The sequence below is a fragment of the Winogradskyella tangerina genome, assembly GCF_003260205.1.
GTDB classification, from domain to species: Bacteria; Bacteroidota; Bacteroidia; order Flavobacteriales; family Flavobacteriaceae; genus Winogradskyella; species Winogradskyella tangerina.
In genome coordinates this window covers 98,061-120,152 of sequence record NZ_QERF01000005.1, presented here as the reverse complement: position 1 = coordinate 120,152, position 22,092 = coordinate 98,061, and the positions used below count along the sequence as shown (strand labels likewise).

The window sequence follows — 22,092 nt, the reverse complement described above, 5'->3', positions numbered from 1 at the left end:
TTCTTTTTGGTTTATTTCGTTCTTTGTAAAAAAATTAGCGTGAATTACCTCAACGTTGAACATATTTCTAAGTCGTATGGAGAGCTTGTGCTATTTCAGGATTTATCATTTAGTATTCACAAGGATCAGAAGATTGCATTTGTAGCAAAAAACGGAAGTGGAAAGACTTCTATTCTGAATATTTTATCAGGAAAAGACACACCCGATGAAGGTCAGATAGTTATTAGGAAAGGACTTCGCTTATCGTTTTTAGATCAGGAGCCAGAACTCGATAAAAAATTAACGGTTGAAGAAACTATTTTTGCATCCGATATCCCCATCTTAAAAACCATCGAAGCTTACGAAAAAGCATTAAAAAATCCAGAAGATACTGAGACCTATCAGTTGGCATTCGATGCCATGGACCGCACAAATGCTTGGGAGTTTGAAACACAATATCAGCAAATATTATCGCAGCTTAAATTGAATGATTTGTCCATGAAAGTAAGTACGCTCTCTGGTGGACAAAAGAAACGTTTGGCATTGGCGCAGGCTTTATTAAGTAAACCCGATATCCTCATTTTAGATGAGCCAACCAACCATTTAGACCTTGAAATGATCGAATGGCTCGAAGATTATTTTGCTAAAACCCAACAAACACTTTTTATGGTAACGCACGATCGTTATTTCTTAGAGCGTGTTTGTAATGAGATCATTGAGCTAGATCACGGTAAACTGTATACTTATAAAGGTAATTACTCCTATTATCTCGAAAAGAAAGAGGCTCGAATTGAAAATGAAACCATCGAAGTGTCAAAGGCCAAACAGCTATTTAAAAAAGAGCTCGATTGGATGCGTCGACAGCCGAAAGCCAGAACTACCAAGTCTAAAAGTAGGATTGATGATTTCTTCGAAATAAAGAAAAAAGCACATCAACGTCGTAAGGACCATCAGGTACAATTGGAAATCAATATGGAACGACTTGGAAGCAAGATCATTGAATTCCATAACGTTTCAAAGGCATTCAAAGACAAAAAGATTCTCAATGGTTTTGATTATACCTTCAAAAAAGGCGAACGTATTGGCATCATCGGTAAAAACGGTACCGGTAAATCTACATTTCTTAATTTATTAACTGGAAGTATTACAACTGATGGCGGTAAAGTTGTTATCGGTGAAACCGTTAAAATTGGCTATTACACCCAAGGAGGTATTACCGTTAAGCCTGGTCAAAAGGTTATTGATGTTATTAGAGCTTATGGAGATTACATTCCTTTAGCAAAAGGAAGACAGATCAGTGCTCAACAATTGCTCGAACGCTTTTTATTTGATAGAAAAAAGCAATACGATTATGTTGAAAAGCTAAGTGGTGGCGAGCAGAAACGCTTGTATTTATGTACAGTTTTAATTCAGAATCCGAATGTTTTGATCCTCGATGAGCCTACAAACGATTTAGATATCGTCACCTTAAATGTTCTTGAAAGTTTCTTGATGGATTTTCCGGGCGTGTTGTTGGTTGTTTCTCACGACCGCTATTTTATGGATAAAATTGTTGATCATTTATTTGTATTTCGAGGGGATGCCGTAGTTGATGATTTTCCTGGTAATTATTCCGATTTTAGAGCTTATGAAGATAGTCTACCTAAACCATCAGCTACTGTTGAAAAGTCAGATAACACCAAAGCGATAAAACAGAATGAAGCCAATAAATTAAGCTATAACGAGCAAAAGGAATACAAGAATCTAGAATCTAAAATTCGTGCCTTAGAACTTGACAAGACCACCTTAGAGGCCAAATTTAATAATCCTGAATTGTCTCAAAGTGAAATAAATGAGTTATCTGAAGAGCTTCAAGTCATAATTGATTCCATTGAAGAAAAAGAACTGCGTTGGTTTGAATTGGCCGAAAAACTTGAAAGTTAGTTTTTTGTCTCATCTAACAGTTTTCAGACTTTGTTAATTAATAAAATTGAATGAAGGATTATCAATTCAAGTTTTAATTTAGGTAAGTATATATGTATCAACTACTGTCCTACATAAAATTCCTCTTTAAAGCAACCAATCACCATGGTGTACATTCTCCTTTTGTTTTCAATTTTGTCACCAAATGTCTTTATGATAAAACAACGCATCCTGAATATCACAAAATCGAAACCTACAGAAATACTTTAAAAAAATCGAAGGATGTTTTAGATATTGTTGATTTAGGTGCAGGCTCGCGTGTTCTAGATACACAAAAACGTGCAGTTAAGTCAATGGTAAACACCTCAAGTAGTTCTGTAAAAGAATCAAAAGTGTTGTTTAGAGTAGCACGTTATTTCAATTTTGAATCTTTATTAGAATTAGGAACATCGCTCGGTATGGGCACTTATGCTTTGGCCTTGGGCAACTCAAATTCTCAAGTCATGACGATTGAAGGCTGTTCGAATACCTCAACTTACGCGCAATCACTTTTTAGCACGTTCGAAATGAAGCAAATTGAAACCATTATTGGTAGCTTTTCTGAAATCATCCCAGACTTAGATCAAGAATCTTTCGATTGTATTTATTTTGATGGTCACCACGATAAAGCAGCCACCATTCAATATTTTGAAATGCTATTACCAAAGGCACATAACCATTCAGTTTTCATTTTTGATGACATCTATTGGTCACGTGGTATGACCGAAGCATGGGAATTTATTAAGTCGCATAATGCCGTTATTGTTACCGTTGACACCTTCCATTTAGGGTTTGTGTTTTTCAGAAAAGAACAAGCCAAAGAACATTTTAGAATAAGACTGTAACAAGCTAGCAACTTTAACGTCTTATTGGGGAAACCGATTTTAAATTCTTTTATCTTGCGAAGAATTAACACAACCAAACCATTCAATTATGAGTGACAACGTCATTGAGATCAGAGGAATCATTAGAGATTTCAAATTAGGACAAGAAACTGTACATGTTTTAAAAGGTATTGATTTAGACATTAAACGTGGTGATTATGTGGCTATTATGGGACCGTCAGGTTCCGGAAAATCAACACTCATGAACTTATTGGGCTGCTTAGACACACCTACTGATGGCACTTATAATCTTAATGGAAAGGACGTCAGTCAGATGTCTGACGACGAATTAGCAGATATCCGTAATACGGAGATTGGCTTCGTTTTTCAAACATTTAATTTATTACCGAGAACCACGGCCCTAGAAAATGTGGCCTTACCGATGGTTTATGCAGGGCAGTCTAAAAAAGCACGTGCTGAGCGTGCGTCGGAAGTATTAACAGACGTTGGCTTGGCCGATCGTATGGATCACAAGCCAAATCAGTTATCTGGTGGGCAGAGACAGCGTGTTGCCGTTGGAAGAGCCTTGGTGAACAAACCTTCAATTATTTTGGCCGATGAGCCAACAGGAAACCTCGACTCCAAAACTTCATTGGAGATCATGCAATTATTTGATGAAATTCATGCCAAAGGAAATACGGTAATTATGGTTACGCACGAAGAGGATATTGCTGCACACGCGCGTCGTGTAATCCGTTTAAAAGATGGTATGATTGAAAGCGACACTATCAATCCGCAGTAACTTGTTTAAAGTAATCAGTATTCAGTAATCAGTAATCAGTATTCAGTATTCAGTATTCAGTATTCAGTAATCAGTGATCAGTATTCAGTAATCAGTAATCAGTATTCAGTATTCAGTATTCAGTATAAAGTAAATACTCTACACTTATAACTTATAACTTAGAACTTTAAACTTCTAACTTTTCACTTTACAACTAATAACTCGTAACTTTGCTTTATGAAAGTATACACGAAAACAGGCGATAAAGGCACTACAGCATTATTCGGTGGAACACGAGTTCCTAAACACCATATAAGAATTGAAAGTTACGGAACTATTGACGAGCTTAATTCGCATATCGGCCTTATTAGAGACCAAGACATCGATCCTATCTATAAAAATACCTTAATGCATATTCAAGATCGCTTATTTACGGTTGGAGCAATATTAGCCACCGATCCTGAAAAGGCCATCTTAAAGAGCGGTAAAGCCAGACTCAATATCCCTAAGATTTCAAACGAAGATATCGAACGTCTTGAAAAGGAAATGGATAATATGGAAGCCAGTTTACCACCAATGACACATTTCGTATTACCTGGTGGACATCAAACCGTGTCATTCTGTCACATCGCCAGAACGGTGTGCAGAAGAGCCGAACGTTTAGCCTCTCACCTTAATGAATTAGAGGCTTTCCAGCCAGAAACTCTAATGTATATTAACCGTCTTTCTGATTACCTTTTTGTGTTGGCACGGAAGTTGTCACATGATTTGCAAGCTGAAGAAATAAAGTGGATTCCGCAGAAAGAGTCCTAATCTTTATCATTACAGCAATATTGCCCTAAACATGCAGTATTTTGACTTTTAAAAGTTGAATAAGACACGTTCTTTTTAATAATGTATAATTAATTTGATTTTTTCTTGAATTATTCAGCTAAAAAATTATTTTTGCAAAAAATTAAAACACAACGCAAATGTATTGGACATTAGAATTGGCATCGTATTTAAGTGATGCACCTTGGCCAGCAACAAAAGACGAGCTCATTGACTATGCCATTAGAACTGGAGCACCATTAGAGGTTGTAGAAAACTTACAAGCGATTGAAGATGAAGGAGATTCGTACGACTCTATTGAAGAAATTTGGCCAGACTATCCAACTGACGAAGATTACCTCTGGAACGAGGACGAATATTAACATAAAATATTATCACAAAAAAGTCTCTTGCGTTATCTTAACTAAGAGACTTTTTTTATTTTCGGACTCTCTATAATTGAGAAGCCACAGACGACCCTGTGTCGTCGCATTATACTGAAATAAAACAAAGATGGACATCATTCCATCTATTACAATATAACAACATGGGTATACTAGATAAAGTACTTAAAGTTTTTGTTGGAGATAAATCCAAACAAGACGTTAGTGCCATACAACCAATCGTTAACCAAATAAAAACCTTTGAGCAAGCTCTCGAGGCTTTATCACACGACGAACTTAGAGCGAAGACGACTGAATTCAAAAATAAGATCGCCGAAGCAAGAAAACCACTTCTAGAAAAACAAAACGAACTTTTAGCAAAAGCTGAAGTTACCGAAGATATTGACGAACGTGAAGAAATCTACGTTCAAGCAGACAAGATTGAAGATGACATCTATGAACTTACTGAAGATGTCCTTAACGAAATTTTACCAGAAGCCTTTGCAGTAGTAAAAGAGACTGCAAAACGTTTCGTTGACAACACCGAAATACCAGTAACTGCTAACGCTTTCGATAGAGAGGTTTCAGGTGCAAAAGATTATGTAACTCTCGATGGAGACAAAGCAATCTGGTCGAATTCATGGGATGCCGCCGGAAAACCTGTAACATGGGACATGGTACATTACGATGTGCAATTAATTGGTGGTATAGCGATGCACCAAGGGAAAATTGCCGAGATGCAAACTGGTGAAGGTAAAACCCTCGTGGCCACCTTACCTGTTTATTTAAATGCTCTGGCAGGAAAAGGTGTACATCTTGTTACCGTGAACGATTACCTAGCAAAGCGTGATAGCGCTTGGATGGCGCCTATTTTCGAATTCCATGGATTGAGTGTAGATTGTATTGATCATCATACGCCTAATTCTGATGCACGTCGTAAAGCATACAACGCAGATATCACCTACGGTACAAACAACGAATTTGGTTTCGATTACCTACGTGATAATATGGCACATTCGCCAGAAGACTTAGTCCAGCGACCACATCACTTCGCTATTGTCGATGAGGTGGATTCGGTATTAATTGACGACGCCCGTACGCCGTTAATTATTTCTGGACCAATTCCGAAAGGTGATGAGCACGAATTTGATATGCTTAAACCAAAAGTTGAACAGATCGAAGCCGTTCAACGTAAGCATCTTGTTGGCGTTTTAGCTGAAGCCAAGAAGCTGATTGCTTCTGGTGATACCAAGGAAGGTGGTTTCCAATTACTAAGAGTTTATAGAGGTATTCCGAAGAACAAAGCCCTAATCAAATTCTTAAGTGAAGAAGGTGTTAAACAGTTACTTCAAAAAACCGAGAACTTCTACATGCAAGACAACAATAGAGAAATGCCAAAGGTTGATGCAGAACTCTATTATGTCATCGATGAAAAAAATAATCAGGTCGAATTAACCGATAAAGGTGTTGATTTTCTTTCAGGCAAGGACGATCCAAACTTTTTCGTAATGCCAGAAATGGGAACTGAGATCGCCAAGATCGAAGAAAAAGGATTAGAACCTGAGGAAGAAGCCGTTCTGAAGGAGGAATTATTTAGAGACTTCGGAATTAAGTCTGAACGCATTCATACCCTCAACCAATTGCTAAAAGCTTATGCCCTTTTTGAAAAGGATGTGCAGTATGTGGTAATGGATAACAAGGTAATGATCGTCGATGAGCAGACAGGTCGTATTATGGACGGTCGTCGCTACTCTGATGGTCTTCACCAAGCGATCGAGGCCAAGGAGAATGTGAAGATCGAAGCAGCAACACAAACCTTTGCAACAGTAACGCTTCAAAATTATTTCAGAATGTATCGCAAACTATCTGGTATGACCGGTACTGCGGTAACAGAAGCAGGCGAATTCTGGGAAATCTACAAGTTAGATGTGGTTGAAATTCCAACCAACAGGCCAATTGCCAGAGATGACAGAGAAGATTTAGTATACAAAACGAAACGTGAAAAATATAACGCAGTTATCGACGAGGTTGTTGATCTATCAAATGCCGGAAGACCAGTTTTGATCGGTACAACTAATGTTGAGATTTCGGAATTACTAGGTAAAATGTTGAGCATCCGAAAAATTCCTCATAACGTTCTTAACGCGAAATTGCACAAAAAAGAAGCAGATATTGTTGCCGAAGCTGGTAAACCCGGACAGGTAACCATCGCCACTAACATGGCTGGTCGTGGTACAGATATTAAGTTAAGTGATGAAGTAAAAGAAGCTGGTGGTTTAGCTATCATTGGTACTGAGCGTCACGATTCGCGTCGTGTAGACCGTCAGTTACGTGGTCGTTCTGGTCGTCAGGGAGACCCAGGTAGTTCGCAATTCTACGTTTCTCTCGAGGATAACCTTATGCGTTTATTTGGATCAGAACGTATTGCAAAAATGATGGACCGAATGGGTCTGAAAGAAGGTGAAGTAATTCAGCATTCTATGATTTCAAAATCTATTGAGCGCGCGCAGAAAAAAGTTGAAGAAAACAACTTTGGTGTTCGTAAGCGACTATTAGAATATGATGACGTTATGAATGCGCAGCGTGAAGTGGTTTACAAACGTCGTCGAAATGCACTACAAGGCGAGCGTTTACGCGTTGATTTGGCCAATATGATCTTCGATACTTCGGAAGGAATTGCCATGAACAACAAAGCGGCCAATGACTATAAAAACTTTGAGTTTGAATTGATCCGTTACTTCTCCATGGCCTCTCCTATTTCTGAAGAGGAATTTGCAAAAATGGGTGAGCAAGAAATTGCAGGATTGATCTACAAAGAAGCCTTTAAACACTATCGCGAAAAAATGCAACGTGCGGCTGATTTAGCGTATCCAGTTATTGAAAATGTTTACAATACACAACGAGATAGATTTAAACGCATTGTTGTACCATTTACAGATGGCGTTAAGAACTTACAAGTTGTAACCGACTTAGAAAAAGCCTACGAAACAAAGGGAACTCAGTTAATCAACGATTTTGAAAAGAACATAACCTTAGCTATTGTTGATGACGCTTGGAAAACGCATTTGCGTAAAATGGACGAATTAAAGCAGTCTGTGCAGTTAGCTGTTCATGAGCAAAAAGATCCACTATTGATCTATAAGTTTGAATCATTTGAACTTTTCAAAAGCATGATCGACCAAGTGAATAAGGATGTGATCTCGTTCTTGTTTAAAGGAGAAATCCCGCAGGAAACAGCCAATAACATTCAGGAAGCGAAGCGTAGAAAGCAAGAAAAACTTGAAACCCAGAAGGAAGAAATTCCAAATATGGATGAGCGTGCAGCTCAAAGTCGTGCTGCGGGTGAAGGCGCTTCGCGTAAGCAGCAGGTCATTGAGACCATCGTTAGAGAGCAACCCAAGATTGGTCGTAACGAGCGCGTAACGATAAAGCATGTAATGAGCGGTGAAAGTAAACAAGTAAAATACAAACAGGCCATTCCATTGATTGATAAAGGTGAATGGGTTCTGGTTAATGAATAGCTGGTATCCTAAGACACGAATAGCACAAATTCGTACAAACCGTCTTTGTCATTCAGAGCGTAGCGAAGAATCTCAATCAAACTGAATAACTAAAATCCTGATGTAACCCATCAGGTTTTTTTGTAATTTTAAGTGAATTAGCAAATACTTTAAATTATGAAACCTCTTTATGTCGTTTGCATGCTAGCAGTTCTTTTAATTTCATGTAATTCATCAGACAAATCAAAAGTTGAAGAACCCGAAACACCATCAGAATCTAATACTGAAAAGAATTATGATTCTTACAAAGCAATCACCACAGATGACGATTTAATTGCTACAGCTTTAATGGCTGCTCCTAAAGAAAGTAGAGCAAACTGTAAAGTGATTGGTTACAACACGGCGGGGGAGTTTGTAACACTTCGCGAAGGCGATAATCAATTTATAGTACTTGCGGATAATCCAAGCAAGGATGGCTTTAATGCGGCATGCTATCATAAGGATCTAGAACCCTTTATGGCAAGAGGAAGAGTGCTTAGAGCTGAAGGAAAATCAGCTACCGAAGTTTTTGCAATTAGAGAAGCCGAAATGAAATCGGGCGAACTTCAAATCCCGACAGGAGCAACACTACACATTTATTACGGTGATAAAACTATATTTAATCCTGAAACCTCAGAAGTAGCTGATGCAACTCTTCGTTATGTGGTTTACATGCCTTGGGCAACAGCCCAATCTACTGGTCTACCAGAAGTGCCCCTCGCACCTAATCACCCATGGATTATGAACCCAGGAACGCATAGAGCACATATAATGATCTCGCCAATTAATGAAAGTAAGTGACAAAATAGGAATTGAAATTATTTAGTTAAAAGAATTATAAATACATCAATTAATGAAAGTTATTAAAATACTGTTGATTTTTATCCTGCCATTTACTTTTACCAATGATAATGCTAAAGCTTATTATTTTCCAATAGAAAATTTCAGGGAAGGTATAATATATAAATATGAATGCTTAAATGATCCTGTTGAAACACAATACTGGAAATTAACATCTGAATTTCAAAATCTTATTACTGAAGCCTATAACCAGAAATATGAAAAGTTTGAATTCTTTAAAGAAAAGTTTACAGATGAAGGTTCGGAGGTTGTAAAGTTTATTACTTATGCCAACGAAAACAAGTCGCTCGTAGTTTTTAACAGGAAAATTAAGTCTTCAGATGTTTTTAAATGGTCCACAAATGAAGAATATGGTTACTCGGCAGAATTTATTCATGATTCATATGGTGATGTATTTTTTTCGGTGAGTAAATCTTTCGTTGAAAAAGAGACCATCAAAGTGCTAGGAATAGATCGTGAAACTTTAAAATTCAAATGTCTTTATAAGACCAAAATTCCATCTACAAACTATGACTATTCTTATATACAATACATGTACTATGCCCAAAATTTAGGTTTGGTAAAGATTGAAAAAGAATATCCATCAGGTAAAAAACTACCTTAGAACTTACCGAGATTTATTCAGTCTCAGAATGGAACGAGTTATCTAATCCATAACTACTGCTGCATCTTCAAATATTTATCTACAGAATGCTTACCTGAGCCGTAGAACAAAAAGAAAATACAGACCGCTAACACTGACAATGACAGAATGAGGTTGCCTGTATTCATTTCACCTACAAAATTGATGATCACCGCACCTATCAAAATTGGTAATTGTGCAATGATCGCCCATCGTGTTAGCAAACCAAATACGATCAAAAACCCGCCTACAAAATGAGCAGGCGCAATATAATGCACTACCAACATATCGCCAGCGACCGATTTAACTGGTTCAATTAAGTCGATTAGAATATTCAGATTAGACATAAAATAAACGCCCTTGTAAAACAAGAAAATACCAAGGGAAACGCGTAAAAGATCGAGTGGATAATAAGTGTGCGCATTGGCCCACTTATTCAGTGTTTTAATGTAACCCATAATTCTTAAAGAGATTGATTTAACCTTTTTAAGTTACTGAATTTTAATGAGAAATAAGTTGCTTTTCAACATTATTTCATTTTTAATTACTTGATTTTCATATACTTGTATAATTTTTCTGACTAAAATAACACATGAAAGGATCACCAAAAAATGAAAGGTTTTGATCCTATTTTCAGGTGTAATGATGACATTTTAAAACCTTCACGATAATAGCATATAACCAATATGTATTATCATGAAAAAATTATCATTAAGCCTAATCTTTTTATTTTGTCTTTCTCTTACAACTTACGCACAAGACTTAAATTTTGGCGCAAAAGCTGGTCTTAACCTTGCCGGAATTAGTTTTGAAAGCGACAGCTATTCTACCTCTTCGCGTATAGGTTTTCATGTCGGTGGATTTGTAAATTACAAGTTCGATGAAAAATTCGCCGTTCAGCCAGAAATATATTTCAGTACTGGAGGTAATGAATGGGATTTTAATAATGGCTCTACAACTGGCGAAATAAAAACAAGCAATCTGGTAATCCCAGTACTCTTACAATATAGTATTGTTCAAAATCTAGTTGCAGAGGCCGGACTTCAGTACAGTGCCTTATTATCCATAGAACAACAAATTGATGGATTTAGTGACGGATTTGAAGACATCAGTGAATTCTATAAATCTGGAACTGTAGGAGCTGCAATCGGTGCTATATATCAATTAGATACTCTTGTACCTGGTCTTTCTGCTGGTTTACGATTTAGCTTTGATCTTTCTAATATTAATAGTGAAGATGTAGATGCTGGCAATCTGAGACAAAACGCATTTCAAGTGAATATACTTTACACCATACCCAAATAGCTCATCGTTATTAATCCATTAAATCCTGATGCTAAGCATCAGGATTTTTTATTACCTTAAAGGACTTTCATAAATCATGAGCTATGAAAAATATTCTTCTCATCGTACTCTTTACTTGTTTCACTACATCTACGGTTTGTGCACAAAAAAAAGAACAGCTTCAGGAAATTAATATCACTTGGGCAAAATTTTACAAAGCCTTTGAAACCTTAGATTACACTTTAATGGCCGAAATTCACTCTGAAGATCTTATACGTGTTTCCGGTGGAAGACGAATCATTGGCTACGACACTTACATTAATAATTACAAGACTAGTTTTGAGCGCGATAAAAATGCTGGGCAAACTAGTCACATATCACTTCGCTTTTTCGAACGATTAAGCAACGATGATACAGCAAGCGAACGCGGCGTTTATAAATTAGTTCGAAACAAGGGTACAAATAAAGAACAAGCCTATTACGGACAATTCCATGTATTGTTTAAAAAGATCGATGGTGAATGGAAAATCACAATGGACTACGATTCTTCTGAAGGTGGTACCATCGATGAATCTAGTTACAACAAGGCTTATGCCATTGATGATCTTGATAAGTTTTCAAACTAAACCAAAAAGTAAATTAGGATCGGGACAATTAGTTTTATAAAAATCAAGATCTAATTGGTTACAAACACCCGGATAATCGCCTTCAAAGTCTTGTATGTCCTTCATAATTTGAAAGTGCAAGTGCGGTGGGTAATCGCCATTCACTTCAGCGGTTCCTAATGTAGCAATTATCTCACCTCGATTAACCTCTGCTCCTACCTTTAAATCCTTAATGGATGCCAAACTTAAATGTCCATAAAGCGTGAAGAAATCGTTTCCCTCTATCTTATGCTTCAGAATAATTGTGGGTCCATAGTCACCAAAATTTGTATTGTTTTTAAAGCTATGAACAACGCCATTTAAAGGTGCATATATAGGTGCGTCTGCTTCAATCCAAAGGTCTAGTCCAAGATGAATATTGCGCTCTTCTTCGGGGTTTTCCTGATTAAAATAATCGCTGCGGTTATATATTCCACGACGCTCTAAATAACCACCAAAGGCCACCTTAGCTTTATGCTGCGCCATATAATTCCAAATGTACCTTTCCAATGCATCAGAATTGGATACATCAACAGTTTTCAATTCAGGATTATCGACAGAAAGATCAAGTGCTTTATAAGCATTTAATGAAATATTAGGATCAATTAAAGGATGAGGCTGGAGAGTTTCTAGAAAACCTTCAAAAGTAGAAAGTGGCATAAAAAACAAAATTTCCACAAAAATAAGAATCTATTTTGATGGAAAAGGACTTGAAATAATCAGAGTTATTTCAAAAGAAATAATCCGCAGATCATCTGCAATCAAACAAGGTAGTTTTAATTCATAACAACACTGCTATATTTTGCATTTACCATAATGTTCTTGTCTGAACTTTGTCCATCAGGATAGTTTCTAATCGTTTTCTGTGCTGTGGCCTTATTATTGAATTTAGAGCGATCTCCTTTAAAATACATGTTATAATTTACACCTTGTGGCAAATTGATCAATGCGTCACTATTTTCTAGTATCAGATTCAAATTTTTGAAAGTTTCTGATAGGTTCGAAATAGTAAGATCTCCAAAACTTCCGTCGATAATTCCAGTGTCGGTTAAGGTTTCAACAGTGATATTAGAAGACTTTGAATTCAACACTAAATTATTGGCATTTCTAATTTGTGCCTGGTCCACGTAATTCAAATTCAAAGTACCTAAATTCCAAGTATTAATAACCACTGGCGAATAAGATACATTGATGGAAGTATCACTTCCATCAATGTTATCAGCTACTAAAAAGGCATGTGAAATATCACCTCTTAGGTTATAAATTACCGAAGATAATTTCAACTCACCATGTCTTATGTTCGTTTTGAGTTTTGCTTTTTTAGGAATCTTAATTTTGATGATTTTTTTCACCTTGCTGTTATTTCCAACCGATTCTAGTTGTCTTGCTAACATGGCTTCTCTACGCTCTCTCATTTCACCACGTCTCTCAGACATTTCACGCTCGCGATCGGCCATTGCACTTGCGCGTTCAGCATGACGTTCAGCCAATTTGGCTTGGCGCTCAGCTTGCCTTTCAATACGAGCAGTCTGACGTTCCATTTGTCTTTCAAAGCGTTCACCCCAAGCTTCCATTTTTTCAGCCCATTCTTTTCCGAACTTCTCACCGAATTCTTCGCCCCACTTTTCGAAATCTTTAGCATATTCTTCACCAAACTTTTCTCCCCACTCTTCCATTTCTTTGGCCCATTTGCCTTCAAAGCGCTTTCCATATTCTTCTCCCCATTTTTCCATCTTTTCTTGGTAGCCAGACTCTGCAAACTTTCTTGCCCATTCTTCCATACTTTTCTGAAGTTCTTTACCGCCTTCTTTTTCGTAGCGCTTACTCCATTCAGAAAGGTATTTTTCACCTTCTTTTTGATATCTGTCATAGTCAAAGTTTATTGTTCTAATGCCTTCTGGAAGTTCAGGAAGTTCAGGAAACGCAGGCATTTCTGGCATTTCTGGCATTTTCGGAAACCTCGCCATTTCTGGCATTTCAGGCATCTCTGGCATTTCAGGAATTTCTGGCAGATCTGCAAGTTCAAACTCGAGATCGCGTAAGATCGATGCATAATCTCCATCGCCATAAAGACTAATTGCTCTTCCGCCTCTAGACGAAATACTAACGCGGTCGTTAGCACCTTCTACTTTTAGATTCCAAGCTTCTAAAGCGCGTTGTAATTCTTCTTCAGAGAGTTTATCACTTTCTATATAAGCTTCAACCTCAACAATGTCTCTATTCCACGTGCTGATTTCAATTTCGGCATAACTTGTATTTAAATCTACAATAACGTCTTTATTGACCTTTATAGATTGTGATGTTTTACTCAACTTCTTTTGTGCATAACCAAAGGTGGTTAAGAGGCACAAAACTAAAATTCTAATTGTGTTCATGATGTTTTAATTTAACTGTTCGATTTTTGATTTTTTCACCATTGCCAAAGCCTGGATGAAATGATTATTATTGGTTTATTTATGCACTTTCTTCTACGAAGGAATCGCTATTGAATTCCTCGAGTTTATCTTTCAAACGGGTTACAAGGTTTAATCGCAATTTTAGATTGTTGATTAAGGCGTCTAGTGTAATTCCGTTTGGTCCATCTTCATTAAGCTCAATGGTAAGCTTATCGTATTCGTCATTTAATTCTTTCAACCTTTGAATGTAACCGTCTACTAAATCCTTATTTTCTGGAGTTAATTCAACTTTAGATAACTCTAAATTGATGCTAGCTAGATAATAGTCTTCTACCTTTTTCAATTCTGGAGAAAACGCGCCCATGGTTTTAATTTCAGGAGTTTCTACCACGTTGTTATTGGGATCAATATCTGTTGTAGGTCCATCAAAATATTTATATGCACCGAAACTCACTCCCAATAGTACTACCACACTCGCTGCAATTCTGAAAAACACAAATCGATTTGACGATTTCTTCACAGGTAATTCCTTATCGAGTTTGTCTAAAAATCTTGCTTCATGACCTTCAGACATCTTTGCGCTCTGTACTTTTAAATCCTTTTCAAATAAATTTCTAAGATCTTGTGCCATTTTTCTTTGTTTTTAATGTTGCTTGCAATTTTTGTTTTCCTCTCGACAACTGTGTTCTTGAAGCGACTTCAGAAATTTTAAGTATTTCGGAAATCTCCTGATGGTCGTAACCTTCCACCAAATAAAGCATCACAACATATTTATACTTTTCGGGCAGCTGTTCAATTGCTGCTTTTACATCTTCTATTGTTATTTCATCATCTACCAACCATTCGCTCTGCTCATCGCCATCAACTACATTTAGATGATGCTCTTCTAATTCAATTAATCGTTGACGTTTTGCTTTTAATACATCAATGCATCTATTAACGACTATACGTTTTAACCACGCTCCGAAACTCACTTCGGCTCTGTATTGATCTAATTTTGAAAAGGCCTTTATAAAAGCTTCCTGAACAATATCTTCGGCTTCCATAGTATCCTTTACAAATCGGAGTGCCACAATGAGCATACCATCGCAATACTGATTGTACAATTGCATCTGCGCTTGCCGATCATTTTGTTTGCATCTTTCAACTATATGAATTTGAAACGTGCTAATGATTAATTGGTTTTGGTTGATTTACTTGAAATTCAAGATTAAATTCACTCTAAAGACGACACAAAAATTTAAGTGTTGCAAAAAATTTAAATTTTATAAGATTTCTTTAAAATTGAGCGTTCTATCCTATAAATTTAATGATTTGAGTTATCTTTAAAATTTAAACTAAATTCGCTCATTAGAACTGCTTAAGATTAAGAATTATGCTAAAGCGCTTACTCATTCTACTTACTATCGTTGCGATAGGATTATTTGTTTATTCTGTATTTGTTGAAAATATTTTCTCCCCGCGACTTAGTCCGAAAGATTCAGCAAAAATCACGTTGAACGATTTAAAATTAGAAGTAGAATACAATCGACCTTCAAAGCGCGATCGTGACATATTTGGAGCTCTCGTACCTTATAATCAAGTTTGGAGAACTGGAGCGAACGAGGCAACTACATTCGAAACTAATAAAGCTCTTATGATCGATGGTATGATTCTGAAGAAAGGAAAGTACACACTTTGGACCGTTCCTATGGAGAATGCCTGGAAAGTAATGTTTAACACTAAACAGTACGAATGGGGCGTGAACGAAAAAATGGAACCAATGTGGGATCCCAATTATGATGCCATTCAATTAGAGGTCAATAAGCAAGAGCTAGAGGAAACCGTTGAAAAGTTTACTATTGCCTTCGATAATAAAACAGGAAATCTTAAACTAACTATGGCTTGGGATCAAACTTTGATCGAAATTCCGATGCAGACTTACCCATTTAAACCCTAATTCTATAAGGCGAAGTGGCAAAAACAAATAAACCATATAAATCTGCTTTGCAAGAACAGGAAGGTATTAGTCCGCCTGAATCCTTAAGTTCAGACTCTGCCGAATCGATTAAGGCGAAACGAAAAAAACAACCTTCAACAAAAGATCTAGTTAAAGGCATTACCTCTGGAAACATTACAGATCTCAGTAGAGCCATCACCTTAGTTGAAAGTACCAATCAGAAGCATACAGCAAAAGCACATGACATAATTACCGCCTGCCTACCCCATGCGAACAAATCCGTTCGAATTGGTATTACTGGTGTTCCTGGTGTTGGCAAAAGCACTTTTATTGAAGCCTTTGGGAGTTATCTTACGGGAATTGGAAAAAAAGTAGCTGTGCTAGCTGTAGACCCAAGTAGTACACTGAGTAAGGGCAGTATTCTCGGCGATAAAACAAGAATGGAAGATCTTGTTAAGGACAAAAATGCGTTTATAAGACCATCACCTTCTGGTGAATCACTTGGAGGTGTTGCCAGAAAAACGAGAGAGACTATAATTCTTTGCGAGGCTGCTGGTTTCGATACAATTATTATTGAAACCGTTGGTGTAGGTCAGAGCGAAACTGCCGTTCATAGTATGGTTGATTTCTTTTTACTTTTGAAATTGGCCGGAGCTGGAGACGAACTACAAGGTATTAAACGCGGTATTATTGAAATGGCAGATGCTATAGTGATCAATAAGGCTGACGGTGATAATTTAAAAGCCGCGAAATCTGCAAAGGTTGAATTTAATAGAGCTTTGCATCTCTATCCCGAAAAAGATTCTGGCTGGTCACCTAAAGTATCTCTGTGCAGTGCTTTAAAGCAGGAAGGTATTTCAGACGTTTGGGAACTCATTCAGGACTATTTGAAAACTACGAGTACAACAAAGTATTTTCAAAATAATCGCAACAATCAGAATATGTTCTGGCTACTTCAAACCATTGAAGAACGGCTAAAGTCTGATTTCTATAAGTCGGACAAAATCAAATCCGAATTAAAAAATCAAATTGAATTAGTAGAAGCCGGCAAAACAACGCCATTTGCTGCTGCAGAGTATTTATTGTCGTTGTAAGAGGTGTTTTGAAGGACAAGGCCTTCGTGATTTTTCGAGCGATTCGTGTCTAACCAAACACGGTTGAATCTACACGTCATTCCTAATGACAATTGTACTATATACAATTCGCTTTAAACCATTCTACCTGAGAACGTACACTTTCAATTAGTGTAGTTTTTGGATCGTAATTTAACAGTCGTCTGGCCTTATCAATATTTGCCTTAGTACGCAATTGGTCACCAGCGCGTTTAGGCTGAATATCAATCTTAATCTCCTTACCTAGAACTTCAGCAACAGCGTCAATTCCATCTTGAGTAGTATGCTCTACTTCTGTTCCGAGATTAAAAATTTCACCATCAACCTTCTCTTCATTGCCTATCACACTAACAATTCCGTCGACAATATCACCAACATAAGTAAAACTTCTTAAGTGCTTATCGCTACCTTCATAAAGTGGGAATGCCTCGTCTTTAAGGCCAAGATCAATCAATTTAGTATACATTTTCTCTGGACGCTCGCGTGGACCAATCACAGAATACAACCTCAAACTACAAGATTGCATTTGTAATTCTCGACTTTTCTGAAGTACCAATTGCTCTGCTGCTAATTTAGTAACACCATAGTGCGAAGCTGGCTTGGCCATAACGTCTTCAGGAAAGGTAGCTTCCAATCCATAAATAGACGATGTTCCAATATTCACAAATAGCTTAAGATCTTTACACTTCAATGCAAAATCAATAAGATATTTAGTGGCGATAATGTTGTTGGTAAAGTAATCTTCAAACGTTGATGTTTGAGAGATACCAGGCTGTGCCGCAAAGTGAAATATATAATGAAAATCCGTAGATAATAGCTTGTAATCTTCAGGATGCCTTAAATCCATTTTAATGATTTGTGCACCTTTGTCTTCCACAGCTCTTGCATTCATTTGCTTAAGCTCTAAACTGTAGTAGTCACAAAAGTTATCGACACCTACCACATTATGACCCAAACTTAATAATCGCTCGGCCGTGTGTGAACCAATAAAACCCGCTATTCCGGTTACTAAAATATTCATGGTTAAGTTTATAAACGATTTAAGGCAAATTAACGTCATTTTTAGGTTTAAAGCAATATGCATCGCTGTAATACTAAAAAAGCATACTTTTGTGCCAGAAATTCTATAAACAGCATGAAATACAAGTTAACCATCATTGTTCCCGTTTATAATGAAGAGGATAATCTTGAACGCGTTGAAACTGAATTATCCAGCTATCTCAAAATAGCCACGGTACCTGCGTCAATTCTGTTTGTTAATGATGGTTCGAGTGATGGTAGTCAGGCACTAATAGAAGCCATTTGTGATCGAAACGAGGCTTTCGAATTTGTGCTTTTCAAGGAAAATCGAGGTCTAAGTGCTGCTATTAAAGCAGGCTTTGATCATGCTGACACCGAATTGGTTGGTTATATCGATGCTGACCTACAAACGGCTCCTGAGGATTTTAATAAACTTCTTGAACATATTGATAATTTTGAGTTAGTTACAGGTGTGCGTGCTGACCGCAAAGATTCGTTTGTAAAAAATATGTCTTCGAAAATTGCGAATGGCATTAGACGTGCTTTTACCAAAGATGGTATGGATGATACGGGTTGCCCACTAAAAATCATAAGAGCTGATTATGCAAAACGTATTCCTATGTTTAGAGGTTTACACCGTTTTCTGCCAGCAATGATCATGCTACAAAATGGACGCGTTACACAAATTCCTGTGCGTCATTTCCCAAGAATTGCAGGTACGGCTAAATTCGGACTTTGGAATCGACTTTTAGGTCCGTTGATGGATTGCTTCGCTTATCTTTGGATGAAGAAAAAGTACATTAACTACGATGTTGCTAAAAGCAGTAAATGAAAGATTGGTTAATTTACAGCATAGGTTTTATTGCTCAGATCTTATTCTCTGGACGCCTTATCATTCAGTGGATCACTTCTGAAAAACAACGTAAGGTTATTACACCAAGTATTTTTTGGACACTCAGCCTTATTGCGTCCTTTTTACTCTTTATTTACGGATATCTTCGTCTCGATTTTGCCATAATGCTTGGGCAAAGTTTGACCTATTTCATATACATTAGAAACTTGCAACTACAAGGAAAATGGCAAAAATTTCCAAAGCTTGTTCAAGTATTATTGTTCATTGCACCTGTATTGATCGTTATCTTTTACTACAATAATAACAAGATCGATATGGAACTATTATTCAAGAATGAAGCCATCCCAATGTGGTTATTGATTCTTGGTGTGGTTGCACAAATAATTTTTACACTTAGATTTGTATATCAATGGATACATTCGGAACGTCATAAGGAATCTACCTTACCCATGGGGTTTTGGGTGCTTAGTTTAATAGGCGCCGCCTTAATTTTGACCTACGCCATAATTAGGGAAGATCCCGTTCTGTTTGTTGGTCATTTATTTGGCCTAATAATTTATGCCAGAAATGCCTATTTAATACGTCAGAGCAAATGATAAAACTAATCGAAAAATACCCGATCTTAAGTCTTGTACTTTTCGTTATAATAATGCTAGGTTTTACCATTGACGCTATTCCTGTGACTATTATGGAAGCGCGTAATTTTATTTCCGCACGTGAAATGCTTACGGACGACAACTGGATCTTGACCACCATGAATGGTGAAGCGCGCTATCAAAAACCTCCACTACCAACTTGGATCACAGCATTTTTTGGTATGCTCTTCGGAATTAAATCAGTACTTGCCTTAAGATGGCCAGCACTTCTTTTTTTAGCAAGTATTGGTGTAACTACTTTTTTCCTTTCAAAACGAATGGAGCTCCCTAAATCTCATAGCATTATCAATGGATTTATTGTTATAAGTTCATTTTATGTAATTGGAATTATTATTGAAGCTCCCTGGGATATTTACACGCACGGATTTATGCTAATGGCATTATATCAACTTTATATAATGTTCAAGCAGCAAAAAACAAGTATCATCCATAGTCTTCTATTTGTTCTTTTTTTAGCTGGTTCAGTGCTATCTAAAGGCCCGGTTTCACTTTATGTTCTGTTTTTATCTTTTGTTATTGCATATGCAATTGCTTTTAAACTGAAAGGCAACCTGCTTCACGTTTTGAAATTAATAAGTCTGTTGATTTTTGGAATTGTTTTAGGAGGTTGGTGGTATTTTCATGTGCGAATCGCCGATCCGGAAACCTTTGCTTCGATCGCTTCAAAAGAAACCTCAAACTGGAGTAGCTATAATGTGCGACCGTTTTATTATTACTGGAGTTTCTTTGTTCAAAGTGGCATTTGGACTATAGTAGCTTTTGTTAGCTTGATTTATCCTTACATGAAATCGAGAGTTTCGAATCTAAAGGCCTATCGATTTAGTTTCTTCTGGACGATCATCGCTGTGGTTTTACTTTCTGTTATTCCTGAAAAGAAATCAAGGTACCTCATGCCAGTATTAATTCCTTTAGCTTTCAATATTGGTTTTTATATCGACTATTTGATCCGTGAATTCAAAAACATGAAGGATAAGCGTGAAGTATTTCCTGTATATGTTCAATTTGGAATAATCGCAGTAGTAGCTCTTCTTTTTGGAATTATAGGATTTAAACTGGCACCCTTTGATGACCGCTTAGTATTGATCAATTTTATACTTATACAAATTATTTTGGTTGTCATTGGTATTGCCATGCTTTGGTACTTGAAACGAAAAAATATTAAAGTAGTATTCTATTTATGCATCGCCTTTATGATGAGTTTAGGTGCGGTGGGTCTTCCTTTAGCTAAGTTGACTTTACAAGATGATTACAAACCTGTTTCCGAATTGCAAAACACTTATATGCCTTTATATAGTTGGAGCGATGTCTCTCCTGAGGCGATTTACAATTATGGTGATAAAATTCAGAAAATAAAAACACCTAAAGGCATTTTCATTCCGAAGGAAGAAGAATTTAACCTTCTTACTGGTACTGAAAACCCTGAAGAAATTGAAACATTATCACGATTTTATCATATTGTTTATTTAGCAACCTACGACCTAAATACTGCTGAAAAAGGGACAAGATCCCATCGCTCAAGGTTAGTTAATAAGTTGTATCGATTATCTAGGAAAAAGTAAAATCTAGGGCTTTATATATCGCTTTAACAAGTACTTATTCAACTTGTAAAAACCAAAGCCTGCTAAAGCGCCGAAGATCATTCCACAAAAAATATCAACTGGAAAATGAACACCTACATAAATACGACTGTAGGCTACTAAAAACGCCCAAAATAAAAGTATAAAAATTAGATTTTTGAAATACGGTCGAAGCACCAAACCACCGAAGACTGCCGCAGCCATGGAGTTGGAAGCATGACCAGAAAAGAAGCTTCTATTGGTACTACAACGGTCGGCAATAAACCGAATAGTGTCTTTTATGTCATCGCAAGCGCAGGGTCTAAATCGCAAAACAGAACGCTTCACCAGGTTGGTTGTTTGATCGGTAAATAAGATCATTAAGGTGATGGTTAGCATTATGAGTAGTAATGCTTTCCAACCGAATTTTCTATAGATTAAAAACAGTAGTAATGCATACAGCGGTACAAAGGTCAACTTATTCGTTATGGTTAGCCAAAGCCAGTCCCACGTTGTTGAACCAAGTCCATTGAGGTATACAAATAGTTCGGTATCTAAATCTAAGAGCTTATCTAGCATTAGTCATCATAACGTGCTACTTCTCTATCGTAGAATTCTGTAGCTAGTCGGATATAATTTTCAGTTTCAGTTTCTAATTCTTTTTGATCGTGCTGGTCGAATTCCTCAAACCACTCCACCTCGTCATTTTCGAGATTGATGATAAATCTAGGGAATTCTGTATGAATGATGAAGATCGCATCAGGATAATCTGTGTTATCTCCGAGTATGAATTTTGGCAGAGTCATTGGTTATGGGTCTTAAGTGTCTAAAGTGTCTAAAGTGTCTAAAGTGTCTAAAGTGTCTAAAGTGTCTAAAGTGTCTAAAGTTATTA

General features: G+C 36.9%; 23 protein-coding genes. 15 read left to right on the top strand and 8 right to left on the bottom strand.

All coding sequences use genetic code 11. From position 1 onward, the window contains the following. The first annotated feature begins 39 nt into the window (after positions 1-39). From DDY94_RS09360 to DDY94_RS09325, 8 genes are all read left to right on the top strand, one after another. Positions 40-1,902, top strand: a complete 1,863-nt coding sequence (locus tag DDY94_RS09360) for an ABC-F family ATP-binding cassette domain-containing protein (RefSeq protein ID WP_111684015.1) — start codon at positions 40-42, stop codon at positions 1,900-1,902. A 92-nt stretch (positions 1,903-1,994) separates the two neighbouring features. Beyond that, complete coding sequence (locus DDY94_RS09355; protein ID WP_111683846.1) at positions 1,995-2,765, top strand: O-methyltransferase; 771 nt, start codon at positions 1,995-1,997, stop codon at positions 2,763-2,765. An 88-nt stretch (positions 2,766-2,853) separates the two neighbouring features. Beyond that, positions 2,854-3,546, top strand: coding sequence for an ABC transporter ATP-binding protein (locus DDY94_RS09350; RefSeq protein WP_111683845.1), 693 nt, complete (start codon positions 2,854-2,856; stop codon positions 3,544-3,546). A 216-nt stretch (positions 3,547-3,762) separates the two neighbouring features. Continuing rightward, positions 3,763-4,338, top strand: coding sequence for a cob(I)yrinic acid a,c-diamide adenosyltransferase (locus DDY94_RS09345; protein WP_111683844.1), 576 nt, complete (start codon positions 3,763-3,765; stop codon positions 4,336-4,338). A gap of 158 nt (positions 4,339-4,496) precedes the next feature. Then, positions 4,497-4,718, top strand: coding sequence for a DUF2795 domain-containing protein (locus tag DDY94_RS09340; RefSeq protein ID WP_008272287.1), 222 nt, complete (start codon positions 4,497-4,499; stop codon positions 4,716-4,718). Between the two features lie 164 nt (positions 4,719-4,882). Then, on the top strand, positions 4,883-8,239 hold the full coding sequence (secA, locus tag DDY94_RS09335) for a preprotein translocase subunit SecA (RefSeq protein ID WP_111683843.1): 3,357 nt from the start codon (positions 4,883-4,885) through the stop codon (positions 8,237-8,239). 156 nt (positions 8,240-8,395) lie between these two features. Continuing rightward, a complete protein-coding gene (locus DDY94_RS09330) occupies positions 8,396-9,058 on the top strand; it encodes a hypothetical protein (RefSeq protein ID WP_111683842.1) in 663 nt (220 codons plus the stop codon). 52 nt (positions 9,059-9,110) lie between these two features. After that, the gene (locus tag DDY94_RS09325; protein ID WP_111683841.1) at positions 9,111-9,722 is read left to right on the top strand and encodes a hypothetical protein; all 612 of its coding nucleotides are present in this window, start codon (positions 9,111-9,113) and stop codon (positions 9,720-9,722) included. Positions 9,723-9,775: 53 nt separating this feature from the next. Here the strand turns inward: DDY94_RS09325 and DDY94_RS09320 are convergent, their stop codons facing one another. Beyond that, complete coding sequence (locus tag DDY94_RS09320) at positions 9,776-10,198, bottom strand: DoxX family protein (protein ID WP_111683840.1); 423 nt, start codon at positions 10,196-10,198, stop codon at positions 9,776-9,778. A gap of 238 nt (positions 10,199-10,436) precedes the next feature. On the opposite strand from DDY94_RS09320, the gene DDY94_RS09315 reads away from it, so the two are divergent. Both DDY94_RS09315 and DDY94_RS09310 read left to right on the top strand, forming a co-directional pair. Further along, positions 10,437-11,045, top strand: coding sequence for a porin family protein (locus DDY94_RS09315; protein ID WP_111683839.1), 609 nt, complete (start codon positions 10,437-10,439; stop codon positions 11,043-11,045). Positions 11,046-11,128: 83 nt separating this feature from the next. Beyond that, a complete protein-coding gene (locus DDY94_RS09310) occupies positions 11,129-11,650 on the top strand; it encodes a YybH family protein (RefSeq protein ID WP_111683838.1) in 522 nt (173 codons plus the stop codon). Here DDY94_RS09310 and DDY94_RS09305 read toward each other — a convergent pair. From DDY94_RS09305 to DDY94_RS09290, 4 genes are all read right to left on the bottom strand, one after another. Next, positions 11,642-12,328 carry a peptidoglycan DD-metalloendopeptidase family protein gene (locus DDY94_RS09305; protein WP_111683837.1) on the bottom strand — a complete coding sequence of 229 codons (687 nt, stop codon included), beginning with the start codon at positions 12,326-12,328 and terminating at the stop codon, positions 11,642-11,644. The two genes, DDY94_RS09310 and DDY94_RS09305, sit on opposite strands and share 9 nt — an antisense overlap. A gap of 116 nt (positions 12,329-12,444) precedes the next feature. Beyond that, a complete protein-coding gene (locus tag DDY94_RS09300; RefSeq protein ID WP_111683836.1) occupies positions 12,445-14,043 on the bottom strand; it encodes a hypothetical protein in 1,599 nt (532 codons plus the stop codon). 79 nt (positions 14,044-14,122) lie between these two features. After that, a complete protein-coding gene (locus DDY94_RS09295) occupies positions 14,123-14,695 on the bottom strand; it encodes a hypothetical protein (protein ID WP_111683835.1) in 573 nt (190 codons plus the stop codon). After that, positions 14,679-15,176, bottom strand: coding sequence for an RNA polymerase sigma factor (locus DDY94_RS09290; RefSeq protein WP_232817849.1), 498 nt, complete (start codon positions 15,174-15,176; stop codon positions 14,679-14,681). Before DDY94_RS09290 ends, DDY94_RS09295 begins: the two co-directional genes overlap by 17 nt. 263 nt (positions 15,177-15,439) lie before the next feature. Between DDY94_RS09290 and DDY94_RS09285 the strand changes: the two genes are divergently transcribed. Together DDY94_RS09285 and meaB are read left to right on the top strand one after the other, a co-directional pair. Continuing rightward, the gene (locus tag DDY94_RS09285) at positions 15,440-16,003 is read left to right on the top strand and encodes a DUF2911 domain-containing protein (RefSeq protein ID WP_111683833.1); all 564 of its coding nucleotides are present in this window, start codon (positions 15,440-15,442) and stop codon (positions 16,001-16,003) included. 14 nt (positions 16,004-16,017) lie between these two features. Further along, complete coding sequence (meaB, locus tag DDY94_RS09280) at positions 16,018-17,097, top strand: methylmalonyl Co-A mutase-associated GTPase MeaB (protein WP_111683832.1); 1,080 nt, start codon at positions 16,018-16,020, stop codon at positions 17,095-17,097. A 97-nt stretch (positions 17,098-17,194) separates the two neighbouring features. Here meaB and DDY94_RS09275 read toward each other — a convergent pair whose 3' ends face one another. Further along, positions 17,195-18,136, bottom strand: a complete 942-nt coding sequence (locus DDY94_RS09275) for an NAD-dependent epimerase/dehydratase family protein (protein WP_111683831.1) — start codon at positions 18,134-18,136, stop codon at positions 17,195-17,197. Positions 18,137-18,250: 114 nt separating this feature from the next. On the opposite strand from DDY94_RS09275, the gene DDY94_RS09270 reads away from it, so the two are divergent. The 3 genes from DDY94_RS09270 to DDY94_RS09260 are packed head-to-tail and all read left to right on the top strand — an operon-like array spanning position 18,251 to position 21,203. Then, complete coding sequence (locus DDY94_RS09270; RefSeq protein WP_111683830.1) at positions 18,251-18,967, top strand: glycosyltransferase family 2 protein; 717 nt, start codon at positions 18,251-18,253, stop codon at positions 18,965-18,967. Then, positions 18,964-19,584, top strand: a complete 621-nt coding sequence (locus DDY94_RS09265; RefSeq protein WP_111683829.1) for a lipid-A-disaccharide synthase N-terminal domain-containing protein — start codon at positions 18,964-18,966, stop codon at positions 19,582-19,584. Before DDY94_RS09270 ends, DDY94_RS09265 begins: the two co-directional genes overlap by 4 nt. After that, on the top strand, positions 19,581-21,203 hold the full coding sequence (locus DDY94_RS09260) for an ArnT family glycosyltransferase (RefSeq protein WP_111683828.1): 1,623 nt from the start codon (positions 19,581-19,583) through the stop codon (positions 21,201-21,203). The genes DDY94_RS09265 and DDY94_RS09260 overlap by 4 nt, the downstream gene beginning before the upstream one ends. Before the next feature lie 3 nt (positions 21,204-21,206). Here DDY94_RS09260 and DDY94_RS09255 read toward each other — a convergent pair whose 3' ends face one another. Together DDY94_RS09255 and DDY94_RS09250 are read right to left on the bottom strand one after the other, a co-directional pair. Next, complete coding sequence (locus tag DDY94_RS09255; RefSeq protein ID WP_111683827.1) at positions 21,207-21,779, bottom strand: phosphatase PAP2 family protein; 573 nt, start codon at positions 21,777-21,779, stop codon at positions 21,207-21,209. After that, entirely contained in the window at positions 21,779-22,006 is a 228-nt protein-coding gene (locus DDY94_RS09250) for a hypothetical protein (protein WP_111683826.1), read from the bottom strand. The genes DDY94_RS09255 and DDY94_RS09250 overlap by 1 nt, the downstream gene beginning before the upstream one ends. Between the last annotated feature and the right edge of the window lie 86 nt (positions 22,007-22,092).

Excerpts from the sequence above, each read along its gene's own strand:
- DDY94_RS09355 (WP_111683846.1), top strand. The coding sequence starts at position 1,995 with ATGTATCAACTACTGTCCTACATAAAATTCCTCTTTAAAGCAACCAAT.
- DDY94_RS09350 (WP_111683845.1), top strand. The coding sequence starts at position 2,854 with ATGAGTGACAACGTCATTGAGATCAGAGGAATCATTAGAGATTTCAAA.
- DDY94_RS09345 (WP_111683844.1), top strand. The coding sequence starts at position 3,763 with ATGAAAGTATACACGAAAACAGGCGATAAAGGCACTACAGCATTATTC.
- DDY94_RS09340 (WP_008272287.1), top strand. The coding sequence starts at position 4,497 with ATGTATTGGACATTAGAATTGGCATCGTATTTAAGTGATGCACCTTGG.
- secA (WP_111683843.1), top strand. The coding sequence starts at position 4,883 with ATGGGTATACTAGATAAAGTACTTAAAGTTTTTGTTGGAGATAAATCC.
- DDY94_RS09330 (WP_111683842.1), top strand. The coding sequence starts at position 8,396 with ATGAAACCTCTTTATGTCGTTTGCATGCTAGCAGTTCTTTTAATTTCA.
- DDY94_RS09325 (WP_111683841.1), top strand. The coding sequence starts at position 9,111 with ATGAAAGTTATTAAAATACTGTTGATTTTTATCCTGCCATTTACTTTT.
- DDY94_RS09320 (WP_111683840.1), bottom strand. The coding sequence starts at position 10,198 with ATGGGTTACATTAAAACACTGAATAAGTGGGCCAATGCGCACACTTAT.
- DDY94_RS09315 (WP_111683839.1), top strand. The coding sequence starts at position 10,437 with ATGAAAAAATTATCATTAAGCCTAATCTTTTTATTTTGTCTTTCTCTT.
- DDY94_RS09310 (WP_111683838.1), top strand. The coding sequence starts at position 11,129 with ATGAAAAATATTCTTCTCATCGTACTCTTTACTTGTTTCACTACATCT.
- DDY94_RS09305 (WP_111683837.1), bottom strand. The coding sequence starts at position 12,328 with ATGCCACTTTCTACTTTTGAAGGTTTTCTAGAAACTCTCCAGCCTCAT.
- DDY94_RS09300 (WP_111683836.1), bottom strand. The coding sequence starts at position 14,043 with ATGAACACAATTAGAATTTTAGTTTTGTGCCTCTTAACCACCTTTGGT.
- DDY94_RS09295 (WP_111683835.1), bottom strand. The coding sequence starts at position 14,695 with ATGGCACAAGATCTTAGAAATTTATTTGAAAAGGATTTAAAAGTACAG.
- DDY94_RS09290 (WP_232817849.1), bottom strand. The coding sequence starts at position 15,176 with ATGCAATTGTACAATCAGTATTGCGATGGTATGCTCATTGTGGCACTC.
- DDY94_RS09285 (WP_111683833.1), top strand. The coding sequence starts at position 15,440 with ATGCTAAAGCGCTTACTCATTCTACTTACTATCGTTGCGATAGGATTA.
- DDY94_RS09275 (WP_111683831.1), bottom strand. The coding sequence starts at position 18,136 with ATGAATATTTTAGTAACCGGAATAGCGGGTTTTATTGGTTCACACACG.
- DDY94_RS09270 (WP_111683830.1), top strand. The coding sequence starts at position 18,251 with ATGAAATACAAGTTAACCATCATTGTTCCCGTTTATAATGAAGAGGAT.
- DDY94_RS09265 (WP_111683829.1), top strand. The coding sequence starts at position 18,964 with ATGAAAGATTGGTTAATTTACAGCATAGGTTTTATTGCTCAGATCTTA.
- DDY94_RS09260 (WP_111683828.1), top strand. The coding sequence starts at position 19,581 with ATGATAAAACTAATCGAAAAATACCCGATCTTAAGTCTTGTACTTTTC.
- DDY94_RS09255 (WP_111683827.1), bottom strand. The coding sequence starts at position 21,779 with ATGCTAGATAAGCTCTTAGATTTAGATACCGAACTATTTGTATACCTC.
- DDY94_RS09250 (WP_111683826.1), bottom strand. The coding sequence starts at position 22,006 with ATGACTCTGCCAAAATTCATACTCGGAGATAACACAGATTATCCTGAT.